Source organism: Cuspidothrix issatschenkoi CHARLIE-1 (assembly GCF_002934005.1).
Lineage (GTDB): Bacteria > Cyanobacteriota > Cyanobacteriia > Cyanobacteriales > Nostocaceae > Cuspidothrix > Cuspidothrix issatschenkoi.
On record NZ_PGEM01000139.1, the window covers coordinates 1 to 24,852 of the forward strand.

The following is a 24,852-nucleotide window of genomic DNA, read 5'->3' on the forward strand; positions in this document are numbered from 1 at the left end:
AAGTGCGGAATGTGGGTTATACATTCCTTTAATTCTATTTCAAATAGGTCTAGCAAGTTTTTCATCTTATCTCGAATAGAATTAGCTGATAAATTACCCTCTGTATAGAGACTATTATCAATTTCTATTGGGCTTCTAAAAGTATTTTTATCACTAGAAAAAAACACTCCTCCACGAGTAGTTTTAGATTCTGGACTATGAATAAAATTATTGAATCTATTTTTATCTTTAGCTAATAACTGTTTACAGAATAGTTCATATAGATGTCGCCAATTATTAATACCTTTATAAGCTTGACCTTCAAATATAAAACCATAGGGACGTTTATAGGTAAAGTTTTCTTCAAGTGTATATGGCTGATTTGTATCTAGCTCTTGGATAATACGCTCATGTTCTGGTGAACCCTTCTTACCAATATCAACTGGTTGAATATGAATATCAGTAAACTGCTCTATCAGTTGCGATATTTCAAAAGCAGTCTGATTAAAACCATCTAACTTTTGATTAAAATTTAGTTTAAAATCAAACCCTTTTTGAAGTGCTGCTGAGTCATTATGATCAATGTTAAGCCAAATATCATCAGACAATGCTAGTAAATTTTCTTGTACACGATGAAGGTCAGTAAGTATTTGCTGTACTCTTTTTTCCATGATTTTTCTGGTTTTTATCTTTGTTTTTTGTTAGTTCCTGAATCAATTGCAAGTTCTCAATGACTTAACCACCAATAGTATTTTTACTAACATCTGCTTTACTGCTTGATGTAGCAAGTTATATACTCATTAACATAATAATCACATACAAGCGTAGTTGTAAACACTTCTCTCGTTTATTTTTGTTTACTTTCATTGCTAAGTAGATAATTTTTGTAACAAAACTTCGTAGCAAGGATCACCACAACAATCTCCATGACAGAACTCGAACAGTCGCAGATAAACAACACATTTTGGCCAAACGATGGTACTAATAACAAAATATCAGCCTAAAAAATTCTCATACATATAAATCTTTGTAAGGGTTTAGCACTGCTAAACCCCCACCACCGTTATAAATAATGTCTGATCAATTATTTAAAAAATTCCTTACCCTTTCCAAATAAGTTGTTGGATCTTCCAACATCGGAAAATGCGCCGTATTAGCAATAATAGTTAACTCAACATTATCATTTAAAGCTGCTGCCCTTTTCCCCAATTCCGCCGGAATAATAATGTCATATTCCCCCGCTACTAACAGCGTTGGTACAGTTAATTTAGCAAATTCTTCAGGCATAAATTCCGCCTGTTCCCGACTCACAGAAGTGAAAATTGTTCCTAAAGCAGCATCATAATCAGCATTAATAAAATCTTCTAAAAAAGCCTGTCTTTCAGATTTGGGAATAGAACGATGGAGAAATCTCGCCATAAACATCCTATCAGCCAAAGGGATTTTCCCTAACCATTTAGGACGAAATTTAACTACTAAACCCCCAAATTTATAAAAAGCGGCAAAGGCTTTTTCATCATATTCAAAAATACCGCTACAGGTTAAAATCCCCTTTTCTACTCTTTGGGGATAGCGGTTAAAAAACAAAGTGGCAATGGAGGCACCCATAGAATGGGCATTAATATAGACACGCTGAAGTTGCAATCCATCTAACAAAGCTGCTAAATCTTCCGCGTAATCTTCTAATTGATAACTTAAATTCTCAACATTAGGGGCTATTTCTGGGTTAGGTTGAGCATGAGAACGCCCAAACCCGCGCATATCATAGAGTAAACAATCAAACTGGTCTAACAAAGCTTCAGCCGTGCTGCGCCAATACCTAGCCGAACCAGCCCAACCATGAATAAAAACCATTACTGGTTTAATCACATCCGATGGTTTCTTTATCCACTCGTAGTAATGCTCAACACCCCGAACATTTATATAAGTCATTTTTCACGATTAAAAGTTAAAAACTGACAATTGCCAATTGCCAAATGACAAATGACAAATGACAACTGACAACTGACAATTAAGCTGATTCTGGTTTAGGTAAAGAAGAAGGATGTACCAGCAGTTCCGCAGTTGAGCGTTTTTCTACCATTTCCTTAGTGACAGTACAGCGAGTCACATCCTTCCGGGAAGGTAACTCATACATCACATCTAGCATCAATTCTTCCACAATACCGCGTAAAGCCCGCGCCCCAGTTTTGCGCCGATAGGCTTCTTGAGCGATCGCCTTCAAAGCTTCTGGTTTAAAATCTAACTGAACATTATCCATCTTCAGCAGTTTTTGGTACTGTTTCACCAAAGCGCTACGTGGTTCAGTCAAAATCGCCATCAGAGCTTCTTCATCCAGAGGATCTACCACAGCCACCATGGGAATCCGGCCAATAAACTCAGGAATCATGCCAAATTTCACCAAATCATCCGGTTCTAGATGACGTAATGTATCCGCAGCTCGTTTTTCCTTGGTTTGCCCTTCCCCTGGTTGCACAAAGCCAATGGACTTTTTACCCACTCTCTGATCCACAACCTTATCCAAACCCACAAATGCACCACCACAGACAAACAAGATATTACTTGTATCAATTTGGATACAATCTTGATATGGATGTTTGCGTCCCCCTTGGGGTGGCACATTAGCCACAGTTCCCTCCAGCATTTTCAGTAAAGCTTGCTGTACCCCTTCCCCAGACACATCTCTGGTAATGGAGGGATTCTCACTCTTGCGAGCAATTTTGTCAATTTCATCAATGTAGATAATGCCCCGTTGAGCCTCTTCCACATCCAAATCAGCCACTTGCAACAGTCGCAGCAAGATATTTTCTACATCTTCCCCCACATACCCCGCTTCCGTTAAGGTAGTGGCATCAGCGACAGCAAAGGGAACATCGAGGATTTTGGCTAAAGTTTGAGCCAACAGAGTTTTGCCGCAGCCAGTTGGCCCAATCAGCAAAATATTAGACTTTTGTAGTTCTATCGCATCATCAGCCCCGGCTTTACCATTGGCTTTAGATTGCAAAATAGCCAGTCGTTTGTAGTGATTGTAAACAGCCACAGATAGCACTTTTTTGGCTTCATCTTGGCCGATAACGTGTTCATCTAAATATTTCTTAATCTCTCTTGGTTTAGGAATTTGATTAAAAGAAAGATTAGACGAACGAGTGCGACGTTTTTCAGGCGCTTCTGACTTCTGTGGTGGTGCTGATGCCGCCGTACTGGTATCAAGCAATTCCTCATCGAGGATTTCATTACACAAGTCAACGCATTCATCGCAGATGTAGACTCCCGGCCCTGCGATTAATTTCCGCACCTGCTCTTGAGACTTGCCGCAAAATGAACATTTTAAATGGGAGTCGTATTTAGACATATCAGCCTCTTATTTCAGAATGGTGACGTTTTACCCAGCTGTGGGAAGATTTTGTCTAGAAATCACCTGATCGATCAAACCATAATTCTTCGCCTCCTCTGCTGACATGAAAAAGTCGCGTTCTGTATCAGCTTCAATTCTTTCTAAAGGTTGACCAGTATGTTTGGACATTAACTGATTTAATTCACCCTTAATATAAAGAATTTCTCGCGCTTGAATTTCAATGTCAATGGCCTGTCCTTGAGCGCCACCTAGGGGTTGATGAATCATAATCCGGGAATCAGGTAAAGACATACGCTTTCCAGGTGTTCCAGATGTTAACAAAAAGGCCCCCATGCTCGCGGCTAGTCCAAAACAGATGGTTACAACATCGGGACGTATTTGTTGAATTGTATCATAGATAGCCATACCCGCGTAGACTGATCCACCAGGAGAATTAATGTACAATTGAATATCCTTTTCTGCGTCTTCAGAATCTAGGAATAGCAATTGGGCAACAATAGAATTAGCCACAACATCATCTATGGGCGTTCCTAAAAAAATAATCCGCTCGCGCAGTAGGCGGGAGTAGATATCAAACGCCCTTTCTCCCATACCGGACTGTTCTACTACCATCGGGACAATATTACTAGGGCTGGTGGAATTGCTGCTAGTGCCGATGGGACTCAAGCTGGTGATTGGGTAATTTCCTGACTGCGATACAAGCATACTAGAATACTTAACAATAAATGGCATGAAATTGTGAACTGTTAACCATTATGCCTCATATAGCAGAATTCAGGATTTAGGAGTCAGCACTTCGGCTGTGGCCATGCCACGCAGGCTATCGCTCAGTGACCAGTCAGGAGTTCGGAAGGAAAGAACAAGAAGATTATTTCCCCCTGCTCCCCTACCCCCGGTGAGCGGCGGAGTCGAACCTCTCCTCCCCTTCTCCCTGTCACCTTTACTCAGGATTACTAGTTTCTGCTTCCTCAACTGCTGCGTCTGGTTCTTCTGTAGGAGTTAAAGAGCCTTGAGGAACTAATTCTACAGATGAGTGTTCAAGCAACCAATCAACGATTTTTTTGGTTAACATTTCTTCTTCGACTACTCCCCGGAGTCTGTTTTCATCCAATTCTTGATCAGCATATTCTGCCATTAATTCTATGACTCTAGCTTGTACTTCTTCAGAGGTGACGGCAATAGATTCCCGTTTACCAATTTCTTGTAAGGCTAAAGAACGTTTCAGACGCTCTATGGCTTCAGGTTTGGATCTATCGCGCAATTGGGGGATCACATCTTGAGTAAATAGCTTTTTCACATCTATTCCTTGCTGAGACAACTTCATGGCTGTTTGTGTCAGCATGGCATCTACTTCTTGATCAATAAATGTTGTCGGTAAGTCTACTTCAACATGATTGAGAAGTTCTGTTAATAAAGCTTCTTGCTGATTTTCTTTAGTTTTATCTGCGGCTTCTTGTTGATACCGTTCTTCTAAGGATGTCCGCAGTTGTTCTACGGTTTCAAAGTCACTAATTTCTTGAACGAAGTCGTTGTCTACTTCTGGTAGTTCTTTGGTTTTAAGTTCTTTGAGGGTGATGGTAAACAAGGCTGGCTTACCTGCTAGTTCTTCATTACCATAGGGATCTGGGAACTGGGCAGCTACTTCTTTAGTTTCCCCAGGGTTCATACCCACTATGCCCAAGACAAAACCGGGAATAAACTTATCTTCCTGTAATTCCACTTGAAAATCAGTTCCTTCGCCACCGGGAATTGGTGTTGGTTCAGTGTCGGGATCTTCACCTTCGGCTTTGGCAATTACACCTTTAAAATCAATTACTGCTACATCATTAATTTCCGCTGCACGACCTTCTACTGGTACTAATGTGGCTAGTTTTTGCCGTTGTTCCTCAATGATGTTATCTATCTGCGTCGGATCGTATTTGATTTCTTCGGCTTTGGCTTGTAATCCAGTGTATTCTTTCAATTGCACTTCTGGAACCACATCTACTGCCGCCACAAAAGTCAGGGGTTCTCCTGGTTGATAGTTGGTGATTAAATCATCAAAGGAAGATCGCAGTTGGGGCTGACCAATAGCGGTGATTGCTTCCTGCTTAATTGCTTTATCAATGCCTTCTTGGATAATTTCTTCTAAGGCTGCTGCTTTAATCCGAGGTGTGCCGAGCCTTTGTACTAATATTTGCCGGGGTACTTTGCCTTTGCGAAACCCAGGAATATTTAGGGTACTAGTTAAATTTTTAATGACTTGCTCGTATTTTTGTTTGGTAATTTCCGGTGTAATTTCTATTTCCAAACCAATTTGACTGGCGGGAAGTTTTTCCTGGGTAACTTTCATGCTTTGTCTCTATTTTTCTGGTGTTTTGATTTTTGAGTACACATCAGCTACAATTGCTTACCCACTGGGAAGCGATCGCTCATGGCCTCGGTTTTCGCCATCTTGAGATGTTTTATCCGCAAATATGTGCTATGTAAATTCTAGACAAGTCTAGCCATTTACTGTTAACTGCATCGGGAACAGGACAAATGAACCTCAATTTTTACATTAAGCATCATTTAGTCCCAAGGGTGAATCTCCTTTAGCAGATATCTAGTGTAATGCTAAAAGTAAAGAACTGAACAGTTTATGATATCCTTAGCTCATAGTCCACCTAGTTCCAGTAACATAACGTTACAAATCGGACTTCTTAAAAAACACCTAAATGTTAATCGCTCTTCCTTTTTTTGCAATTTGCGGTATAATAGGCCATTATACGATAGTACAGGAAGTTTGATTATTATAACTAATTGTTATAAAGTGGAATATCACTAATATTTAAGATGGGATATCAAAGATCAACAGCCAAGTCTAACAGTTTGGTCAATAGACTTAGAAAAAGTGAGATAAGATCACAAAAATATGCAAACTTTATTATTTAACATCTGCTGTTGAACTTGACAGTACAGATATACTTAATTTTTTCAGTTGTCCAAAAAAGAAAAATTTCTAACAACCTCTTAAAGGAGGAGTCCAGTTTGTCTAAATCTTATCGTGTCGGTATTTTAGGAGCAACGGGTGCTGTCGGGACAGAGTTGCTGGAATTGCTAGAAAGCCGGAAATTTCCCTTGGCTGAGTTAAAATTGCTAGCATCGGAACGTAGTGCTGGCAAAGCTCTGTGCTTTCAAGGAGAAAATATACTGGTTGAGGCGGTGAGCGATCGCTCTTTGGCTAACCTAGATATAGTCCTAGCCAGTGCTGGCGGTAGTATCTCCAAAACTTGGGCAGGGATAGCCGTAGACAAGGGCGCGGTTATCATTGATAATTCCAGTGCCTTCCGCATGAACCCGGACGTACCCTTGGTAGTACCGGAGGTGAACCCTCAAGCCGCATTTACCCACAAAGGTATTATTGCCAATCCTAACTGTACAACTATTCTCATGTCCTTGGCAGTGTGGCCATTACACCAAGTTAAACCAGTTAAAAGGATTGTAGCGGCTACCTATCAATCTGCCAGTGGTGCAGGTGCTAAAGCCATGGAAGAAGTAAAAATCCAAACTGCTGCCATATTAGAAGGCAAAGAACCAGTGGCGGAAGTTTTGCCCTATCCCTTAGCATTTAATCTCTTTCCCCATAATTCGCCCTTAACGGCTTCAGGTTATTGTGAGGAAGAAATGAAAATGGTAAATGAAACGCGGAAAATATTTAGTAGTCCAGATATTAGGATTACCGCCACCTGTGTGCGTGTTCCCGTCCTCCGCGCCCATTCTGAAGCCATTAATTTAGAATTTGAAACACCTTTTAATCCAGATGATGCCAGAGACATTTTAAGACAAGCACCTGGGGTTAAATTAGTAGAAGATTGGGAAGCAAATTATTTTCCCATGCCTATGGATGCTAGTGGCAAAGATGAAGTTTTAGTAGGCAGAATTCGTCAAGATATTTCCCATAGTTGTGGTCTAGACCTGTGGCTGTGTGGGGATCAAATCCGTAAAGGTGCAGCCTTAAACGCCGTACAAATTGCCGAACTATTAGTGAGTGGAAAAAATCTACTAAAATAGACCTTAATATAAGTTTAAATTTAGTCATTTGCCATGGATTATCAACAACTGACAACTAACAAAGTAGGAGAGAAAAGAGTGTGACAGATTTTGGTACAATTGTAACTGCCATGATTACACCGTTTAAAACAGACGGTAGTATTGATTATCAACTAGCAGCCAAACTAGCAGATTATCTAGTGAATAATGGTACAGATACATTGGTCGTATGTGGGACAACAGGAGAGTCACCAACACTAAGTTGGGATGAAGAATACCAATTATTTGTTGAGGTATTGCAAACTGTATCAGGTAAAGCTAAAGTAATTGCTGGCTGTGGTTCTAACAATACCAAAGAAGCGATCGCAGCTACCCAAAAAGCGGCTAAAATAGGAGTACATGGTTCTTTACAAGTGGTTCCCTATTACAACAAACCGCCCCAATCCGGGTTATATCAGCATTTTCAGGCAATAGCAGCATCTATTCCTGACCTACCAATGATGTTATATAACGTTCCTGGACGGACTGGCCAAAACCTCAGTCCAGAAACAGTGGTACGGTTAGCAGAAATTGATAACATTGTCGCCATTAAAGAAGCCAGTGGTAGCTTAGATCAAGTTAGTGAAATCCGCCGCTTGACACCAAAAGAATTTCGGATTTACGCTGGAGATGATTCTTTAACTTTGCCCATGTTAGCCATAGGTGCTCACGGTATAGTTAGTGTAGCTTCTCATCTTGTGGGTAATCAACTACAAGAGATGATTAAAGCATTTCAAGTTGGGAAAATACACATAGCTGCCGAAATTCATCTACAATTGTTCCCATTGTTTAAAGCTTTATTTTTAACTACTAATCCCATTCCGGTTAAAGAAGCATTAAAACTGCAAGGTTGGGAAGTAGGTTCAACTCGTCTCCCCTTATGTGCAGCAGATGAGGATGTGTTGAAAAAATTAGAATCAGTTATGCAAAAGCTGAATTTAATCTAAGCTAGAATTTCTGGCTGATTTATAAATAATGTGTACAAATTGTTAGTAAATTGCAATTTAAACACCTGTGCTACAACTGAACAATATAAAAATCATTCAGTTTGATGTCAATGAAATCAAATAGGACTTTATAGAAGCTAAATTTAAACAGAAATTTGGTGTTTTCTTTCATTTCAAAACTGAACTCAGAACCGATTTACAATCAACAACCATATCCAGGATAAAATGGCTAAAAACGAAGCTAATTCAGCACTCAAAATCATTCCTTTGGGCGGTTTACACGAAATAGGTAAAAATACTTGTGTTTTCGAGTATGACGACGAAATTGTACTCCTAGATGCAGGACTGGCCTTTCCTACAGAGGCAATGCACGGAGTAAATATTGTATTGCCTGATACAACTTACCTCCGAGAAAATCGCCATAAAATTAAAGGTATGATCGTCACCCATGGCCATGAAGATCATATTGGCGGTATTGCTTTTCATCTGAAACAATTCGATATTCCTCTGATTTATGGGCCTAGACTAGCAATGGCAATGCTAGAAGGGAAATTAGAGGAAGCAGGGGTACGCGATCGGACAGAATTAAGAACGGTTCTCCCCCGTGATGTCGTCAGAATTGGTAAATCTTTCTTTGTCGAATATATTCGCAACACCCACTCCATTGCGGATAGCTTCACAGTGGCAATTCATACCCCATTGGGTGTAGTCATCCACACCGGGGATTTTAAAATTGATCATACTCCCGTAGATGGTGAAAAATTCGACTTGCAACGTCTGGCAGAACATGGCGAAAAAGGCGTACTTTGTTTATTGAGTGATTCCACTAACGCTGAAATACCAGGTTTTACACCTTCCGAACGTTCTGTTTTCCCCAACCTTGACCGAGTATTTTCCCAAGCTACAGGACGCTTATTTGTCACTACCTTTGCTTCTAGCGTCCATCGCATCAACATGATTTTGCAACTAGCAAGAAAACATAATCGTGTTGTTACAGTTGTAGGGCGCTCGATGTTAAACTTAATCGCCCACGCCCGGAATTTAGGTTATATCAAATGTGAAGATAGCCTTTTCCAACCCTTGCATACTGTGCGGGGAATGCCAGATGATAGGGTGCTAATTCTAACTACTGGTTCTCAGGGTGAGTCCATGGCAGCCATGACCAGAATTGCCAATAAAGAACACCCCCATATTAAAATTCGCCCGGGTGATACCGTTGTCTTCTCTGCTAACCCCATCCCTGGCAATACCATTGCCGTGGTGAACACCATTGATAAATTGATGATTCAGGGCGCAAATGTGGTATATGGAAGAGACAAAGGTATTCACGTTTCTGGACACGGTTGTCAGGAAGAACAGAAGCTGATGATTGCTTTAACTCGTCCTAAATTCTTCGTGCCATTCCACGGTGAACATCGGATGCTGGTGAAACATTCAGAAACGGCTCAAAGTATGGGTATTCCACCAGAAAATATGGTGATTATCCAAAATGGAGATGTAATCGAGTTAACAGAACACTCCATCCGTGTTGCTGGCAAAGTCCCATCTGGAATTGAATTAGTGGATACTTCTAGTTCCGGTATGGTTAGTTCTAAAGTGTTGGAAGAACGCCAACGCATGGCTACAGAAGGCATGGTAATTATTGCTGCGGCCATTGATTGGAATGGTAAGCTGATAGCTAAACCAGAATTGCATATGCAAGGGGTGGTGACAAGTATCGAGCGATCGCTCTTGCAAAAATGGGTACAACAACGCATTGAAGAAATTCTTGGTGTACGTTGGTCAGAGTTTTCTCCCCTCGAAGGACAACCCGCAGATACAGACTGGGGTGGGTTGCAGGAAACCTTGGAACGTGAATTAGCGCGTTCGATGCGGAGAGAGTTGCAATGTCAACCTTCTTTGACTCTATTAATGCAAATTCCAGAAGAGCCTCCTGTTAAGGTAGCGGATGGTAGAAGACGACGGACTCGTTCTACTGCTGTTGCTTCTTAAGAGTTGCCTCACGCAAAGGTGTTTTTTAGCTATTCCGATAGAAGTCCCACGTCTCACTCTTAGGAGCGTGGGATGAATGACGCGTGAGTTGACGACAGTTCCCTGACTAATGTGCGTAGCACGAAGGAAGGGAACATGGAGGAAATGAACACGTTCTTATTCTTCCGGTGAATTTTGGTTTTCAATATATGTTCGTAATGTTGAGATAGTTACCCCGCCACAACTAGCAACAAAATAAGACCCGTTCCAAAAAACATCTTTCCAGTAAAGGCTGAACAAAACCGTTCTCCTATTGCCGCCTCTCAGTTTTTACGCTCATGAAGGGGTCACTGAGAAACCCAGACTCACTTGAAAGAGAGTGTATGTAGTATGTCACAGAGAATAAAAGCCATATACTAAATCATCATATTGACAAACACAGCAAGGTGGGTTAGTGTTACCCACCATTATTACTGTTAACATTCCTGATTTATTTAATTCGGTGCAGTTGCGAAAGAAAATACTGAGTTGCTAAAGTAGGTTGATCTGATTGAATTAGCGATCGCACAACAGCGACTCGTTGCGCTCCTGCATTCATGACATCATTGAGATTATTCATATCTATTCCCCCAATTGCAAACCAGGGAATTTGACAATTTTGGGATACATATTTTACATATTCTAAACCTGCGGCGGCTTTACCTGCTTTCGTCGGTGTTTCATACACAGGCCCCACACCAATATAATCTGCACCTTCCGTAATTGCCCCTTGCATTTCTTGGGGATTTGTGGTGGAGCGTCCGATAATGCGCTGACTTCCTAGTAATTGACGTGCTACAGCCATGGGCATATCCTGTTGTCCTAAATGGACACCGTCGGCATCCACAGCCAAAGCTAAATCCACTCGATCATTAATAATGAATAAAGCACCGTAACGATGACATAATTCACGCAATCTTATCGCCCGTTCTAAGCGTACTAAATCATCAGCAATTTTTTCTCGGTATTGTAATAGAGTTAATCCACCTTGAAGGGCTGATTCGGTAATGGCGAATAAATTATCGGCGGGAGATGTGACTAAATATAAATGAGATCGCCATAATAACTGATGACGGTGATAACCCATCAAATTACTTTCTAGGGTATAAACATGATAACGCATTTTTTTACAAGCTATCCCCATATTTGAGTGATGAAGCTTGCCGTATTCTTCTAATACCCGCAGTGCTTCCTGTACACGGCAAAAATTAGCATGTAATAAAGATGTAATGTCTGTCCGTTGTTCCTCTTGGGGATGACTTAAATCAGTTCCTGGATCACCAGGTGTATCCCGTGCTGCCCGTATTTCCGCCGTATGCCAAGAGCCTAACTCTTGACGTAAGTGCTTACACACACCAGACAACTGAGAATTATTTAAACCAAAGCGACACCATTCTTCAATAATTCGTAAACCCTCACGAGCGCGATCTAAATTAGCATCTAAAATGCGGTAAACAGTCTGCTGGGTGGGCGTAGGGGCTGAAACCATTACAAAAACTCCATTATTACTTATCGAAGAAGGCAGGGGAGAGAGGGCAGGAGGTAGGAGGAAAACCGCGCTCTGTTTCCTGCCGCGACTAGAGGGAGCAAGGGTTTAAGATCCCGACTGCAAGCGAGTTCAGTGGCTCTAAATCGGTAGGGTCGAATCCTCTGCTGATTTACTCCTTCTGCCTCCTGCCTCCTTAAATTCATCGTAATAGCCAGCCTGATTCATTTTCTGAGTCTGATAATTAAAGATTTGCTAACTAATACCGATTAATTTGTCAAGGGGCAAGTAATATACTCGTCATCCACTGTTGGATAGTATAAAAATGGGTTGTATAGCATTTGCCAGGTAGCAGTTGATATACAGTGATAATCAAGCACGGACACAAAAAGGTTTGCCACCTCGTCTCTACTATATGTTTTCCCGGAGTTTTATAAACAATGATAATTCCAGAAAAATCTGTGAACACCCTCCATAATTCCCTGAATTGCCCAGTCTTGACTTTAACAGTTGGTTTAGCACTAACAAGTGCAACTATTTTTATGGCTAACGTCAGCAGTGTGTTGGCACAAGTACCAGCAGGAATACAACCAACCCTGCAAAATAGACAAACCATTTCTCAGGCTAACCAGCTATTTGTCAATTCCAGTCTGGGAAATGACAAGACAGGTAATGGTACTGCGATCGCACCTTGGCGAACAATCACGCGAGCCTTAGAAGCATCACCTCCCAACAGTGTCATTATCCTTGCTCCTGGTACATATAGCACTAAAACCGGAGAAGTATTTCCTTTGATGTTAAAACCAGGTGTGGCTATTCAAGGGGATATTAGCAATAAAGGTAAGACTGTGACAATTACTGGTGGTGGAGAATACCTCAGTCGTCGTTTTGGTGGTCAGAATGTCGCCATTGTCGGCGCGAACCAAACCAGTTTAACGGGTGTAACCGTGACTAACACCAACCCTCGTGGTTATGGTTTATGGATTGAATCCAGTAATATTATTGTTGGGGAAAATACATTTACGAATAATACCCAAGACGGAATTGCCATCACAGGAGATGGTACACCCAGCATTAGCAAAAATTTCTTTATTCGCAATGGTGCAAATGGCATCACTATTTCTGGTAACGCCCGCCCAGAAATTAGAGAGAACATCTTTCAAGACACAGGTTTTGGCATTAATATCACCCAAAATTCTGCTCCCGTAGTAGTAGCTAACCAAATTCAGAATAATAGATCGGGGATTATTGTCCAAGCCAATGCGACACCCCTATTAAGGAATAATATTATTCAAGGTAACAAAGAAGATGGTTTAGTAATCATTGGCCAAGCTAGACCAGATTTAGGTATTAGTTATGACCCAGGCAAAAATGTCTTTCGGAATAATGGTCGTTATGATATCAACGCCAAAACTGCCAAGTTAGTAATTTCTGGTGCTGGTAACAATTTAGCCAGTAATCGTATTAGCGGTCAAGTGGATCTTCAAGGTATCAACGCACCTTTGCCACCAACTGCAACTTTACCACGCACACCAATCACTAATCCTCGTTTGCGAGAACCTATTCTACCTAGAACAATCAAAACTGTTCCTAATCCCAATCAATTACCACCAGTTACCAATAGTCAAGGAGATTCACCTCAGTCTAATTATATCCAACTAGATTCCGGTGCAATTGAATTTGTTGCCCCCCAAGGAGCAGGGGAAAATCTGCCCAATTCCAACCCCATCGCCAACTCTCAAGATTATCCCACCTCTGGACAAAATGTCCGTTACCGGGTGTTAGTGCTAGTGGCAAATCAGCAACAACAGAATTTAGTTACCTCTCTGGTTTCTGGTGCTTTTGCTAAAGTTTGGCAAGGTCAGAGGGTCATGCAAGTAGGAGTATTTAGCACTCAAGAAGGGACTGCGGAGATAGTTAATCTTTTCAAGCGTAAAAGATTAAGAACAGTTGTAGAGCCTTTTAAGTAAATACTAGTAGGACTTACACAAGTGTCACACAAAAAAATCTGTTGTAGGATACGTCAGATATCAAACATAAGTTTATTTACATGATTTATGCTGTCTGACACACTCTACCAATATGCCAGTTGCGTAAGTCCTGTACTAAACTTCTGAACTCCTCATATTTAGAGTAGTTTGAGGAATTATCACTTCTATCTGAGGGTGTAATTTGAAATATTAAAAGCATTTTTTATTATTTGTAACATGGGGTTACAAGAGATGCTTCATTTACTATAAGTATTATGAATGATTTTTGTTAACTCTAGATAATTGTGATTAAAAACCATGCCCCGTCCCATACTTCCCGCCGTCCTATTAGTAGATGGCTACAATATTATAGGCACTTGGCCTTGTTTGATCAAAACCCGTGATCATGTCGGACTTGAGGCCGCACGAGGTGAACTTGTGGAAGCCATGACTAATTATAGTGCTTTCCAGGGCTATGAAACTCAGGTTGTGTTTGATGCCCAATATCAAAACACTCCCAGCAACAAAGAAACTATTACAGATTTTTTAACAGTATATTATACGGATTTTGGGCAGACTGCAGACACGTATATAGAAAAAACCTGTGCCTCTATGCGTCACCAAATAGCCCAATCTTTAATTTCTCGCATGATTGTCGCTACATCAGATCGAGCGCAGCAGCTAACAGTACAGGGGTATGGTGCTGAATGGTTATCAGCGCATCAATTATGTGGTGAAGTAGAAACTACTGTGTGTCGGATGCGCCATAGATATCAGTCACAAAAACAATCTAAAAGTAGATTTTTGGCTAATGCCATTGATGCTAAGGCCAGACAACGGTTAGCTGAATTACGTATGGGATTATAGATTTTTTAATTTACCAATCCATGAATAGCTTTACTGGCAAGGGTTTGGGCGGTTAAACTCCAAAATTTCCGCAGTCACCAAAAAAAATTAAAAAATTTTCCTAAAACCCCTTGCATTAATCTGGATTTTGGTTTATTATAGCTAAAGTTGAGAGCGTTCCTCAGTAGCTCAGTGGTAGAGCGATCGACTGTTAATCGATTGGTCGCTGGTTCGAATCCGGCCTGGGGAGTTCATATGAAAAAAGAAATCACGGGGTTGAACAAATAAACATTTGTGATGTCTCCGTGAGGTTTCATAGGAAGATTTCACTAAGGCGTTTGACGTAAACGTCTTTACTGATAGATAACTCCAAAATGGTAAAAACCCCCAGACTTGTCTATGGGGTAAACCCAAAATTGATTAAACCAAGGCTTTAAGTAATGCTTGCAGTTTAAGTTGCACTTCTGCAAATTCTTTTTCTGGATCTGACCCTGCAACAATTCCTGCACCTGCATAAAGTCTAGCATAATTACCATCAATTAAAGCTGAACGAATCCCCACAATAAATTCACAGTTACCATCTGCATCTACCCATCCTAAAGGTGCTGCATATAAACCTCTTTCAAAAGTTTCATAACGGCGAATTTCTGCACAAGCAATATCTCTTGTTGCACCTGCAACTGCTGGAGTAGGGTGGAGTTTTGCAACGATTTGTAAAGGATGAATATTATTAGGAACTACAGCACTAATTGGTGTCCATAAATGCTGTATATTAGATAATTGTCGGAGTCTGGGGGTTAAAACTTGAGGTAGTAATCCTAGTTGAGATAGGTGTTGGTTGATAAAATCAAGGACTAGTTTATGTTCATGTTTTTCCTTGGTACTGTTGATTAATTTATTGGCATTTTCCCCATCTTCAATTGGTGTTTTACCTCTGGGTGCTGAACCTGCTAAAGCATCAGTGATTAACTGTTGTTTGTGAATACTAATTAACCGTTCAGGACTAGCACCAATAAAATTTTGTCCTTTACCATTGCCAGTGGAAAATATATAACAATTAGGATGTAATTGGCGAAGGTTATTTAAGGATTGTAATAAGTTAAAATCATGATTAGCAAAGACATCTAATGTATCAGCTAAAACTATTTTACTTAAATATTTAGACTGAATTATTTCTAAAGCTGATGCCACAGAAGCTTTAAATGTATCATCATTTTTAGTGATTTTATTATATGAATTTACAGGAAATAGTTCAGATTTGAAAGAGTAATTTTTTAAGGTATGAATTATTTCTAAGTGTCGTTGTAAATTATCTAATATTTGAGAAATATTCACACTAGGATTGATAATTGTATTCATCACTAATGTGCAACAATTATCTTTAACAGCTATTTGCCAACAAGGTAAAAAAACAGTAGCAGCAGGAAAGGGATAATCTGTTTTATGGTGCTGATCAAAAAAACTAAAGGTACAAAAAAAATGGGGTAGGGATAGGGGATGATTTTGATGGGAAATAGGAATGATATTTTTAAGACAATTTTTGATAAATTCTTCGGCTTTTGTAAATCTTGTTTTCCCAAAAATTTCTAATTTATCTACAGTACCAATTCCCGCTATGGCTTCACCCTGACTTCTATTTTCAAAATAAAAGTTTATCGCATTTTTGTGATTAAATTTATCTAAAACTGGCAAAGGATCAACTAAGCCAATTTCTAGGGAAATACTTACAATTTTACTGTTCTGATGACTGCGGCAATTTTCCTGAACCTCTAATAGTAATTGATTGAGGTATTTGTAGTCTACAAAGGTTTGGCTGCGACATGGTGAAATTGTCATGGATGTATAAGTTAATTTTTTTTAAGTTATCTTCCTAAAATGTAATAAGTCATGGTGGTATTTCTATAGGTAACATAATTCAGTTACCGCTAACCAGCATATACTTGTGCTTGCTTGGTTTGATCCTGTTTTAGCTGTAAAATGGCAGGTAGTATTGCAGGATGTGAACCTATAATCACAAAATTAACATTTTTTGGTAATTTACTAAAGTTAAACAATTTTAGATTAATTACACCCACAACCGATGACTTCAACTCAGATTTCACAACCTCAAGCTAAACTATGGATGGCGGCAATTAAACCGCCAATGTATAGTGTCGCTATTATGCCTATTTGGGTAGGTTCTGCCGTAGCATTTAAAGAAATAAAGATTTTTAATATCACCATATTTTCTTTATTTATGGCTGCGGCTATTTTGATTTTGGCTTGGGAAAATATTAGTAATGATGTGTTTGATGCAGAAACAGGAATTGATAAAAATAAACATCATTCATTGGTAAATTTAACTGGTAATAAAACTTTAATGTTTTGGATCGGAAATCTGTGTTTAGGTTTGGGTTTGTTAGGAATAATAGCGATCGCATTTTTGCAAAAAGACCCTACAGTGATCGGTATAATTCTCCTATGCTGCGGCTTAGGCTATATGTACCAAGGTCCCCCCTTCCGTCTAGGATACCAGGGTTTAGGCGAAATTCTCTGCTTTTTTGCTTTTGGTCCCTTGGGGATGGGTGCAGTTTATTATAGTCAAACTCAAAGCTGGTCTATCACAAATTTAGCCGCATCGGTGATTTTAGGTATTGTTACCAGTTTAGTTTTGTTTTGTTCCCATTTTCATCAAGTTGAAGATGACATCACCGCAGGAAAAAAATCTCCTATTGTCCGTTTGGGAACTCAAACCGGTGCAAAGGTTTTAGTTGGGTTTACTGCTAGTATTTATCCCCTAATTTTGGTATTTGTAATTTTGCATATTTTCCCCCTATGGACATTACTCAGTTTCCTGAGTTTACCTTTTGCGGTTAAATTATGTCGCCATGTTTGGGAAAATCATAACCTACCAGACAAAGTAAGTAATTCTAAATTCATTGCTGTGAATGTTCATTTTTTCAGTTGCTTGTTTTTGGGTTTAGGTTTTATTCTTGGTTAGGAATTTTTAATCAATATAGGACTTATGCAACTGGCACATTGGTAGGGTTCGTCAGATATTAACAATCTGTATTTGTGCAGTCTGAGGCAGTTGGTGAGTTTGTCGAACCACACCCTACAACAGATTTTTGGTGTGACACTTGCATAAGTCCTAAAATAAATTATTCCAATTAACGAACCGCAGAGGCGCAGAGAACGCAGAGGAAGGAGAAATAGAGTGGGTTTTTCTATCATTATTAAGAGTTTAGTTTGTGATGCTGATTCCTGAATTTTTCCATGATGTATCAATTTTCTTTTCGTTATTTGAGTCGGAAATTCACTAATCCCATTATTACTAATCATGGGGTTTGGGAAATCCGTGAAAGTATCATTATTCGCTTGATAGATGCAGAAAATAACATTGGTTGGGGGGAAATTGCCCCCATTTCTTGGTTTGGTTCAGAAACTCTCGAACAAGCTTTAGATTTTTGTCATCAACTTCCAGAAACTATTAGTCAAGAAATAATTTTAGGAATTTCAGATAAATTGCCAGCTTGTCAATTTGCTTTTGAATCAGCTTTTTCAGGAAATACAGAAACTAATTTTAATCTCACCTATAGCGGTTTATTATCAGCAGGAAAAGCAGGTTTAAATCAATGGGGTAGTTTATGGGAACAGGGATATAAAACCTTTAAATGGAAAATTGGTGTTGATGACATAAATCCAGAGTTAGGAATATTTGATTTACTCATTTCTAGTTTACCAACATCAGCAAAATTACGTTTAGATGCTAATGGTGGACTTACTTATCAAGAGGCTGAATTATGGTTAACAAAGTGTGATCAATTCTTAGATAAAATTGAATTTATTGAACAACCTTTAGCTGTAGATAAATTTACCCAAATGCAGGAATTAAGTAATTTATATTTAACTAAAATAGCTTTAGATGAATCTATCGCTAATTTCACCCAATTAGAATACTGTTTTCAGCAGGGTTGGCGGGGAATTTTTGTGATTAAACCGGGAATATTCGGTTCACCATCTCGGTTAAGGGAATTTTGCCAAAAATATCAAATAGATGTTGTATGTTCATCAGTATTTGAAACAGAAATTGGTAGACAAGCCGCGCTACAATTAGCATCAGAATTATCTCTAAATCATCGCGCTGTTGGTTTTGGGGTTAACCACTTTTTTCCACCACAAGCATCAAATTGGTTAGAAACTCTATGGAAAACCTCTTAGATAAATTAACAAAAGATGATTGGTTAATTTGTGATCACAGTCAAGAATTGCCACAAATAGCAACAGAATTATATTTAAAATTTACCCAATTATCAAACCCGAAAATTGTTATTGCGGAAAGATCACCTGTGAGATTTTTAGCCAGTTTTATCGCTGCTGTTGCATCTAAATGTCCAGTTTTTCTGTGTAACCCAGATTGGAGTCTAGAGGAATGGAAACAAGTTTTTAATTTAGTGCAGCCAGATATAATTTTAGGAATAGATGATAATTTTTCAAAATCATCAATTCCCAATTTTCAAGTACCTATTCCTAATGGTATTATGATTCCTACAGGTGGATCATCGGGAAAGATTAAATTTGCTATTCATACATGGCAAACATTAACTGCATCCGTAGTAGGATTTACAGAATATTTTCAAATAAATACAGTCAATTCTTTTTGTATATTGCCATTATATCATGTTAGTGGATTAATGCAATTTATCCGCTGTCTCACGACAAAAGGTAAATTAGTAATTACTGAATCTAAAAAATTAGAAACTTCTCAATTACCTAATATTAACCCATCTCAATTTTTTATATCTTTAGTTCCTACCCAATTGGAAAGAATCCTCCAAAATCCAGACTTAACCCAATGGTTATCAAGGTTTGCTACTGTCCTTTTAGGAGGTGCGCCACCTTGGGATAACTTATTAATAAAAGCGAGATTTCATCAAATTAGATTAGCACCTACCTATGGAATGACAGAAACCGCTTCTCAAATTGCCACTCTCAAACCTGATGAATTTTTACAAGGTAAATTTAATAGTGGGAAAATTCTCCCCCATGCTAAAATCATAATTGACAATAAATCAGGAAATATCAAGATTCAAAGTCAATCTTTAGCTTTAGGTTATTATCCCCGTATTTGGGAAAATACTGATAATTTTGCAGTTGATGATATTGGTTTTTTAGATGATCAAGGCTATTTACATATTGTAGGCAGAAATAGCGATAAAATAATTACAGGTGGAGAAAATGTTTACCCGATAGAAATTGAATCAGCAATTAGAAAAACTAATTTGGTGCTTGATGTTTGTGTAATTGGTATAGATGATAAATATTGGGGACAAGCATTAACAGCTATTTATATTCCTAATCATGAAAATATTTCCTCCCTAGAAATTGAAACCCAACTCAGGAAGCAGCTAAGTAAATTTAAAATTCCTAAATATTGGATTTCTCTACCAGTTTTACCTCGCAATACTCAAGGTAAAATTAACCGTCAACAACTACAACAAATAGCTAAGGATTTTGTTACTAGAGTGAGAATTTGATAGTGAATACAATTGATAAGTAAATAGTATAAGTTTTGACACTCTCCAAATAATTTCTAACCGCTAGTTTTATATTCAACAGAACGGCAATTCTTTTTGAATTTTGGAAAACCTTTACCTCAAGGGTTTTCAGTCTAGTCTCTTATAATAATTATACTTGTTGTCTGTAATTTTATTGGGTATAATTTATCAGATAGACTAATCCTTGGTTTACCCTTAATATGAGGTAACAAACAAGTAGTTTATGGGTTCTTACCTCTGGGTTTGAGTCTAGGGTTCATAAGTTGCTATACTCAAAATGGCTTCACAGGCGAAGTATTTAGGTGATAACCTATCAGTGAGACCACTGGTTTTTGTCCGAATGCTTCGCCGCTACAACCACACATCTGTGTTTTTATTAATCCTGTCAAAACTTAATTCTCAGCCGTTGTGAGTATAGTAATCAGCAAAAATCAGGGAAATCTGTAATCCAAGGATTAGTAAAATGCTGCTATATTTAAGAATTGAAAATTTTGCTTTGATTGATCATCTAGAATTAGATTTTGGTGCTGGTTTGAATGTGTTAACGGGGGAAACTGGCGCAGGAAAATCAATTATTTTAGATGCAATTGATGCGGTTTTAGGTGGCAAAGTTTCTAGTCGGGTGATTCGCACTGGCACAAATCGGGCTATAGTAGAAGCGACTTTTAGCGTCACTCCACCTCTAGCTGCTTGGTTAAGTGAACAAGAAATTGATTTAACAGATGATAATGCTGTAATAATTAGTCGAGAAATTGCCACGACTAGCAGTAATATCCGCAGTAGATCAAGAGTAAATGGAGTGTTAGTAAATCGCCAATTAATGGGAAGATTACGGGATAGTTTAGTAGAAATTACGGCACAAGGGCAAACTGTACAAGTGGGACAATCCGCCCAGGTTCGGGACTGGTTAGATTTATATGGTGGGGATGCTTTATTAACAAAACGGCAAAATGTGGCTGCTGCTTTTAGTTTATATCAACAAGCACATCAAACCCTAGAAAAACGCCGAATATCAGAACGGGAACGGCTACAACAATTAGATTTACTCACTTATCAAGTACAAGAATTAGGTGCTGCTAATCTTGGTGATCCTCAAGAAATGGAACAATTAAATCAAGAAAGAGAACGCCTAAATCATGTGGTTGATTTACAACAAATGAGTTACAAAGTTTATCAGGCTTTGTATCAAGATGATCAGGAAACTCGGACTGCGGCTGATCTATTGGCAGATGGGGAGATGATATTAAATCACATGGTGGAGTATGATTCCCAACTACAATCTTTATTAGAATTGGTGCGGGATGCGATGGCGGCAGTGATGGAAGTTGGTAGACAAATTAATACTTATGGGGAAGGTTTGGAAGCAGATCCCCTGAGGTTGGAAGAAGTGGATGAACGCATCCGGGAATTAAAACAAATTTGTCGTAAATACGGACCAACTCTGACGGAAGTGATCGCCTATTATGAAAAAATTCAAAATGAATTAGCTGAATTAAATAATAGTGAACAATCTATCGAAACTTTAGAACAACAAGAACAATTATATTTACAAGAACTCTATCAAATCAGTCAACAATTAAGCCAATTACGGCGGCAAACTGCGGCTAATTTAGAATCGCGGTTATTAGCTGAACTTAAACCTTTGGCAATGGATAAGGTAAAATTTCAAGTAGAAATTGTTCCCATTTATCCGACCGCTACAGGTGCAGATAAAATTACTTTTATGTTTAGTCCTAATCCTGGTGAACCGATTCAACCATTAACAGAAATCGCTTCTGGTGGCGAAATGAGCCGGTTTTTACTAGCATTAAAAGCTTGTTTTAATCAAGGTAATGAAGTGGGAACAATGGTATTTGATGAAATTGATGTGGGGGTTTCTGGAAGAGTTGCCCAAGCCATAGCGGAAAAATTGCACCAACTTAGTCAAGGACATCAAGTATTATGTGTAACCCATCAACCTCTAGTGGCAGCTATGGCAGATCGTCATTTTCGGGTTGATAAATTAGTAATTAATAAAGCTAGAAATAGTGATGATGAACAGCGTACTGTTGTGAGAGTGACGAGTTTAGATAATTTAACCACTCGCCGTGAGGAATTGGCACAATTAGCTGGTGGTAAATCTGCAAATGAAGCGATCGCTTTTGCCGAATCTTTATTATTACAAGCTGCTAATCATCGAGAAAGAGGAAAATAGGTAACGCTTGACTGTTGACTGTTGACAGGGAGAGAACTTTATATAGTTCTTTCTCCTCAACTGCTGTACAGGCGAAGTATTAGTCGTCCGAATGCTTCGCCCCTAGGACTTTCTTTAATTGGGGAACTAAAGCTTTTAAAGCATTACCACGATGACTAATTGACTTTTTTAAATCTGTAGTCATTTGGGCAAAAGTTAATTGTTTTTCTGGTACATAAAAAACCGGATCATAACCAAAACCGCCATCACCAGAGGGCGCAAATAAAATTTCCCCGTGACAAATTCCCTCAGATTGAATTATTATTTCTCCTTGAGGATTGGCAACTGCGATCGCACACACAAATTTAGCTTGGCGATTTTTTTCATCCCCTAATTCTGTTAATAATCTGGTAATCCGTTCTGTGTCAGAATTACCATAACGGGCAGAATACACCCCAGGACTACCATTGAGGGCGTTTACAGCTAAACCTGAATCATCAGCGATCGCCCAATTCCCCGTAACTTTGGCAATTTCAGAAGCTTTTAAACAAGCATTTTCTGCAAAAGTTTCTCCTGTTTCTTCCACATCTAAATTTTCCGGTTTAAGAGTTAATTCCCAACCAGCATCAGCTAAATAAGCTTGCATTTCCCGTAACTTTCCGGGGTTTCCTGTTGCTACTACGAGTAATTTAGTCATTATTTATATTATGTCCGATGTAAAATTAACTGGTTGACGCAAATAATATTTTTTAACTGGTAGTTGCAATTGTAATTTATTTTATAGTTTTCTGTCAACACGACAAAAATAATTGTACAATTTTCATAGAATTTTATAAAAACTTGATTTATATACTTTAAATCTTAAATATTTTCGCTTTATTGTCGGGTTAAATTTACATTAGCAATGGGCAATAAGTAATAGTTTTACCAATTACCCATTACCCATTAATGCTTAATTTGATTCTGCCCAAGTTTTCGCCCAAGCTAGAGTTTTTTGAACTTCTTCCAGGGTTGCGGCTTCACAATAAAGACGTAAAACTGGTTCAGTTCCGCTAAATCTAATCATTAACCAACTTTGATCAGCCAGACGGAATTTATAACCATCAATTGTTTGACAACCAATGACTTGTTTACCTGCAATTTTCGTTAAAGGTTGGGCTTGTAATTGTTGTAATAGTCGCCCTCTAACTTCCATACTGGCTAAAGGTAAATCAATCCGATCATAGCTGGACGAAAAACCAGTTTGTTGTTGTAAATAGCGATAATATTCACCTAAATCTAAACCAGATTCTACCACTGCTTCTAATACATAAAGTGCAGAAAGTAGGGCATCACGTTCGGGAATATGGCTACCGTAACCAATACCACCGGATTCTTCACCACCTAACAATACCTGTGTTGCTAACATTCGGTCGGCAATGTATTTATAACCTACAGGTGTTTCATGAATAGAAAGATTATGTAATGCGGCTACACGGGGCATTAAGTCCGATCCGCTTACGGTTTTGACAATTTCGCCCTGAAAGTTACGCCGTATGGTTAAATGGTCAATTAAGATGGGAATTAAAATTTGGGAACTGAGGAAATTAGCATCTTGATCTACAGCGGCAATGCGATCGCAATCGCCATCAAATACTAAACCCACTGTTAAACCTTTTTTATTATTTTCCCGATGGGTTTTGATCACTGTAAATAGTCGAGAAAGATACTTTGGTAAAGGTTCAGGCGCACCACCTGCAAATAGAGGATCACGTTCGCTATTTATTTCCTTAACTTCCGCCCCTAATAACCTGGCCAAACCCCCAGCCGCCGCCCCGTGCATTACATCTACAAATATGGTTAATTTGCCAGCAGCGATGAGTTCTTTAATTTTGTTAATATCAACTTTTGCTGCTAATGCTTGACAATAACTAGGCCAAGGATCAAAGGTATTTTCCTTACCTGGAGTCGTTGCCGGGGCAATTTTTTGTGATAATAAAGCCTCTATCTCTTGTGTAACTTCCTGTGGCACTGAACCGCCGAAAGCACTTTTAACTTTTAGTCCTAAATATGCACCGGGATTATGACTAGCTGTCACCACTAGCGCCCCCAAGGCTTTGCGTTCTTTAGCCGCCCAACTATAAGCCGGAGTTGGGGCGAAACTTTCACTAAACAGAACATCAAAACCAACGGAGGTGACAGCATTGGCCACCACACGGGCAAAATCTTCCGCCATAAATCGGCGATCATAACCGACAATAATTGTCCGGCTACCTACTTCGGAATAGTAAGTATTATATAAAACTTTGGCTGCTACAGTTGCCGCTAAGGCCAGGCGTTCAAAGGTAAATTCCTCACCTATTACACCTCTCCAGCCATCTGTACCAAACTTGATTGGGTTAGTTACAACTGGCATAAAAATATCCTAAATTTCTCCGTTAAGGATCTTATCATTATATATGGGTAATTGTTGGCGGTTGTACGGGCGAACGGCCGTTTGCCCGTACTCCTCTGCCCTTC

General features: G+C 39.0%; 18 protein-coding genes, 1 tRNA gene and 1 pseudogene. 10 read left to right on the top strand and 10 right to left on the bottom strand.

Features of this window, described 5'->3' with window-relative positions; all coding sequences use genetic code 11:
- From CUN59_RS16920 to tig, 5 genes are all read right to left on the bottom strand, one after another.
- Nucleotides 1-650, bottom strand: a 650-nt coding sequence (locus CUN59_RS16920; RefSeq protein WP_104388943.1) for a hypothetical protein, incomplete at its 3' end; no start/stop codon positions are given.
- Between the two features lie 409 nt (nucleotides 651-1,059).
- On the bottom strand, nucleotides 1,060-1,911 hold the full coding sequence (locus CUN59_RS16925) for an alpha/beta fold hydrolase (protein WP_104388944.1): 852 nt from the start codon (nucleotides 1,909-1,911) through the stop codon (nucleotides 1,060-1,062).
- 79 nt (nucleotides 1,912-1,990) lie between these two features.
- A complete protein-coding gene (gene clpX, locus CUN59_RS16930; RefSeq protein WP_104388945.1) occupies nucleotides 1,991-3,331 on the bottom strand; it encodes an ATP-dependent protease ATP-binding subunit ClpX in 1,341 nt (446 codons plus the stop codon).
- A 30-nt stretch (nucleotides 3,332-3,361) separates the two neighbouring features.
- Nucleotides 3,362-4,039 (bottom strand): ATP-dependent Clp endopeptidase proteolytic subunit ClpP, encoded by a 678-nt coding sequence (clpP, locus tag CUN59_RS16935; protein ID WP_104388975.1) that lies wholly within the window; start codon nucleotides 4,037-4,039, stop codon nucleotides 3,362-3,364.
- Nucleotides 4,040-4,274: 235 nt separating this feature from the next.
- On the bottom strand, nucleotides 4,275-5,666 hold the full coding sequence (gene tig, locus CUN59_RS16940) for a trigger factor (protein ID WP_104388946.1): 1,392 nt from the start codon (nucleotides 5,664-5,666) through the stop codon (nucleotides 4,275-4,277).
- Between the two features lie 677 nt (nucleotides 5,667-6,343).
- On the opposite strand from tig, the gene CUN59_RS16945 reads away from it, so the two are divergent.
- The 3 genes from CUN59_RS16945 to CUN59_RS16955 all read left to right on the top strand — a co-directional run bounded on the left by CUN59_RS16945 (nucleotide 6,344) and on the right by CUN59_RS16955 (nucleotide 10,323).
- The gene (locus tag CUN59_RS16945) at nucleotides 6,344-7,366 is read left to right on the top strand and encodes an aspartate-semialdehyde dehydrogenase (protein WP_104388976.1); all 1,023 of its coding nucleotides are present in this window, start codon (nucleotides 6,344-6,346) and stop codon (nucleotides 7,364-7,366) included.
- A gap of 80 nt (nucleotides 7,367-7,446) precedes the next feature.
- Complete coding sequence (gene dapA, locus CUN59_RS16950; RefSeq protein ID WP_104388947.1) at nucleotides 7,447-8,331, top strand: 4-hydroxy-tetrahydrodipicolinate synthase; 885 nt, start codon at nucleotides 7,447-7,449, stop codon at nucleotides 8,329-8,331.
- 225 nt (nucleotides 8,332-8,556) lie between these two features.
- Nucleotides 8,557-10,323 (top strand): ribonuclease J, encoded by a 1,767-nt coding sequence (locus CUN59_RS16955; RefSeq protein WP_104388948.1) that lies wholly within the window; start codon nucleotides 8,557-8,559, stop codon nucleotides 10,321-10,323.
- A gap of 156 nt (nucleotides 10,324-10,479) precedes the next feature.
- On the opposite strand, the pseudogene CUN59_RS16960 reads toward CUN59_RS16955, so the two are convergent.
- Both CUN59_RS16960 and CUN59_RS16965 read right to left on the bottom strand, forming a co-directional pair.
- Nucleotides 10,480-10,593: pseudogene (locus CUN59_RS16960) on the bottom strand (transposase); the annotation flags it as partial.
- Nucleotides 10,594-10,792: 199 nt separating this feature from the next.
- Nucleotides 10,793-11,830: a thiamine phosphate synthase gene (locus CUN59_RS16965; RefSeq protein ID WP_104388949.1), complete on the bottom strand. Its 1,038-nt coding sequence runs from the start codon at nucleotides 11,828-11,830 to the stop codon at nucleotides 10,793-10,795.
- Nucleotides 11,831-12,267: 437 nt separating this feature from the next.
- Here CUN59_RS16965 and CUN59_RS16970 point away from each other — a divergent pair, with 437 nt between their 5' ends.
- The 3 genes from CUN59_RS16970 to CUN59_RS16980 all read left to right on the top strand — a co-directional run bounded on the left by CUN59_RS16970 (nucleotide 12,268) and on the right by CUN59_RS16980 (nucleotide 14,893).
- Nucleotides 12,268-13,797, top strand: coding sequence for a DUF1565 domain-containing protein (locus CUN59_RS16970; RefSeq protein WP_104388950.1), 1,530 nt, complete (start codon nucleotides 12,268-12,270; stop codon nucleotides 13,795-13,797).
- Between the two features lie 318 nt (nucleotides 13,798-14,115).
- On the top strand, nucleotides 14,116-14,664 hold the full coding sequence (locus CUN59_RS16975; protein ID WP_104388951.1) for an NYN domain-containing protein: 549 nt from the start codon (nucleotides 14,116-14,118) through the stop codon (nucleotides 14,662-14,664).
- Nucleotides 14,665-14,821: 157 nt separating this feature from the next.
- Nucleotides 14,822-14,893, top strand: a tRNA-Asn gene (locus CUN59_RS16980).
- 170 nt (nucleotides 14,894-15,063) lie between these two features.
- Here the strand turns inward: CUN59_RS16980 and CUN59_RS16985 are convergent.
- Nucleotides 15,064-16,479, bottom strand: a complete 1,416-nt coding sequence (locus CUN59_RS16985) for an isochorismate synthase (protein WP_104388952.1) — start codon at nucleotides 16,477-16,479, stop codon at nucleotides 15,064-15,066.
- A 244-nt stretch (nucleotides 16,480-16,723) separates the two neighbouring features.
- Here CUN59_RS16985 and menA point away from each other — a divergent pair, with 244 nt between their 5' ends.
- The 4 genes from menA to recN all read left to right on the top strand — a co-directional run bounded on the left by menA (nucleotide 16,724) and on the right by recN (nucleotide 22,374).
- Nucleotides 16,724-17,623 (top strand): 2-carboxy-1,4-naphthoquinone phytyltransferase, encoded by a 900-nt coding sequence (gene menA, locus CUN59_RS16990; RefSeq protein WP_104388953.1) that lies wholly within the window; start codon nucleotides 16,724-16,726, stop codon nucleotides 17,621-17,623.
- Between the two features lie 275 nt (nucleotides 17,624-17,898).
- On the top strand, nucleotides 17,899-18,843 hold the full coding sequence (locus tag CUN59_RS16995) for an o-succinylbenzoate synthase (RefSeq protein WP_104388954.1): 945 nt from the start codon (nucleotides 17,899-17,901) through the stop codon (nucleotides 18,841-18,843).
- The gene (locus CUN59_RS17000) at nucleotides 18,828-20,159 is read left to right on the top strand and encodes a 2-succinylbenzoate--CoA ligase (protein ID WP_104388955.1); all 1,332 of its coding nucleotides are present in this window, start codon (nucleotides 18,828-18,830) and stop codon (nucleotides 20,157-20,159) included. Before CUN59_RS16995 ends, CUN59_RS17000 begins: the two co-directional genes overlap by 16 nt.
- Before the next feature lie 484 nt (nucleotides 20,160-20,643).
- Nucleotides 20,644-22,374, top strand: a complete 1,731-nt coding sequence (gene recN / locus CUN59_RS17005) for a DNA repair protein RecN (protein WP_104388956.1) — start codon at nucleotides 20,644-20,646, stop codon at nucleotides 22,372-22,374.
- A 79-nt stretch (nucleotides 22,375-22,453) separates the two neighbouring features.
- Here the strand turns inward: recN and rdgB are convergent, their stop codons facing one another.
- Both rdgB and CUN59_RS17015 read right to left on the bottom strand, forming a co-directional pair.
- A complete protein-coding gene (rdgB, locus tag CUN59_RS17010) occupies nucleotides 22,454-23,050 on the bottom strand; it encodes an RdgB/HAM1 family non-canonical purine NTP pyrophosphatase (RefSeq protein ID WP_104388957.1) in 597 nt (198 codons plus the stop codon).
- A 255-nt stretch (nucleotides 23,051-23,305) separates the two neighbouring features.
- Nucleotides 23,306-24,748: a phosphoglucomutase/phosphomannomutase family protein gene (locus CUN59_RS17015; protein ID WP_104388958.1), complete on the bottom strand. Its 1,443-nt coding sequence runs from the start codon at nucleotides 24,746-24,748 to the stop codon at nucleotides 23,306-23,308.
- Nucleotides 24,749-24,852: the final 104 nt, after the last annotated feature.

Bases quoted from the DNA above. Each gene is read 5' to 3' on its own strand.
- CUN59_RS16925 (WP_104388944.1), bottom strand. From the start codon at position 1,911: ATGACTTATATAAATGTTCGGGGTGTTGAGCATTACTACGAGTGGATA.
- clpX (WP_104388945.1), bottom strand. From the start codon at position 3,331: ATGTCTAAATACGACTCCCATTTAAAATGTTCATTTTGCGGCAAGTCT.
- clpP (WP_104388975.1), bottom strand. From the start codon at position 4,039: ATGCTTGTATCGCAGTCAGGAAATTACCCAATCACCAGCTTGAGTCCC.
- tig (WP_104388946.1), bottom strand. From the start codon at position 5,666: ATGAAAGTTACCCAGGAAAAACTTCCCGCCAGTCAAATTGGTTTGGAA.
- CUN59_RS16955 (WP_104388948.1), top strand. From the start codon at position 8,557: ATGGCTAAAAACGAAGCTAATTCAGCACTCAAAATCATTCCTTTGGGC.
- CUN59_RS16965 (WP_104388949.1), bottom strand. From the start codon at position 11,830: ATGGTTTCAGCCCCTACGCCCACCCAGCAGACTGTTTACCGCATTTTA.
- CUN59_RS16970 (WP_104388950.1), top strand. From the start codon at position 12,268: ATGATAATTCCAGAAAAATCTGTGAACACCCTCCATAATTCCCTGAAT.
- CUN59_RS16975 (WP_104388951.1), top strand. From the start codon at position 14,116: ATGCCCCGTCCCATACTTCCCGCCGTCCTATTAGTAGATGGCTACAAT.
- CUN59_RS16985 (WP_104388952.1), bottom strand. From the start codon at position 16,479: ATGACAATTTCACCATGTCGCAGCCAAACCTTTGTAGACTACAAATAC.
- menA (WP_104388953.1), top strand. From the start codon at position 16,724: ATGACTTCAACTCAGATTTCACAACCTCAAGCTAAACTATGGATGGCG.
- CUN59_RS16995 (WP_104388954.1), top strand. From the start codon at position 17,899: ATGATGTATCAATTTTCTTTTCGTTATTTGAGTCGGAAATTCACTAAT.
- CUN59_RS17000 (WP_104388955.1), top strand. From the start codon at position 18,828: ATGGAAAACCTCTTAGATAAATTAACAAAAGATGATTGGTTAATTTGT.
- recN (WP_104388956.1), top strand. From the start codon at position 20,644: ATGCTGCTATATTTAAGAATTGAAAATTTTGCTTTGATTGATCATCTA.
- rdgB (WP_104388957.1), bottom strand. From the start codon at position 23,050: ATGACTAAATTACTCGTAGTAGCAACAGGAAACCCCGGAAAGTTACGG.
- CUN59_RS17015 (WP_104388958.1), bottom strand. From the start codon at position 24,748: ATGCCAGTTGTAACTAACCCAATCAAGTTTGGTACAGATGGCTGGAGA.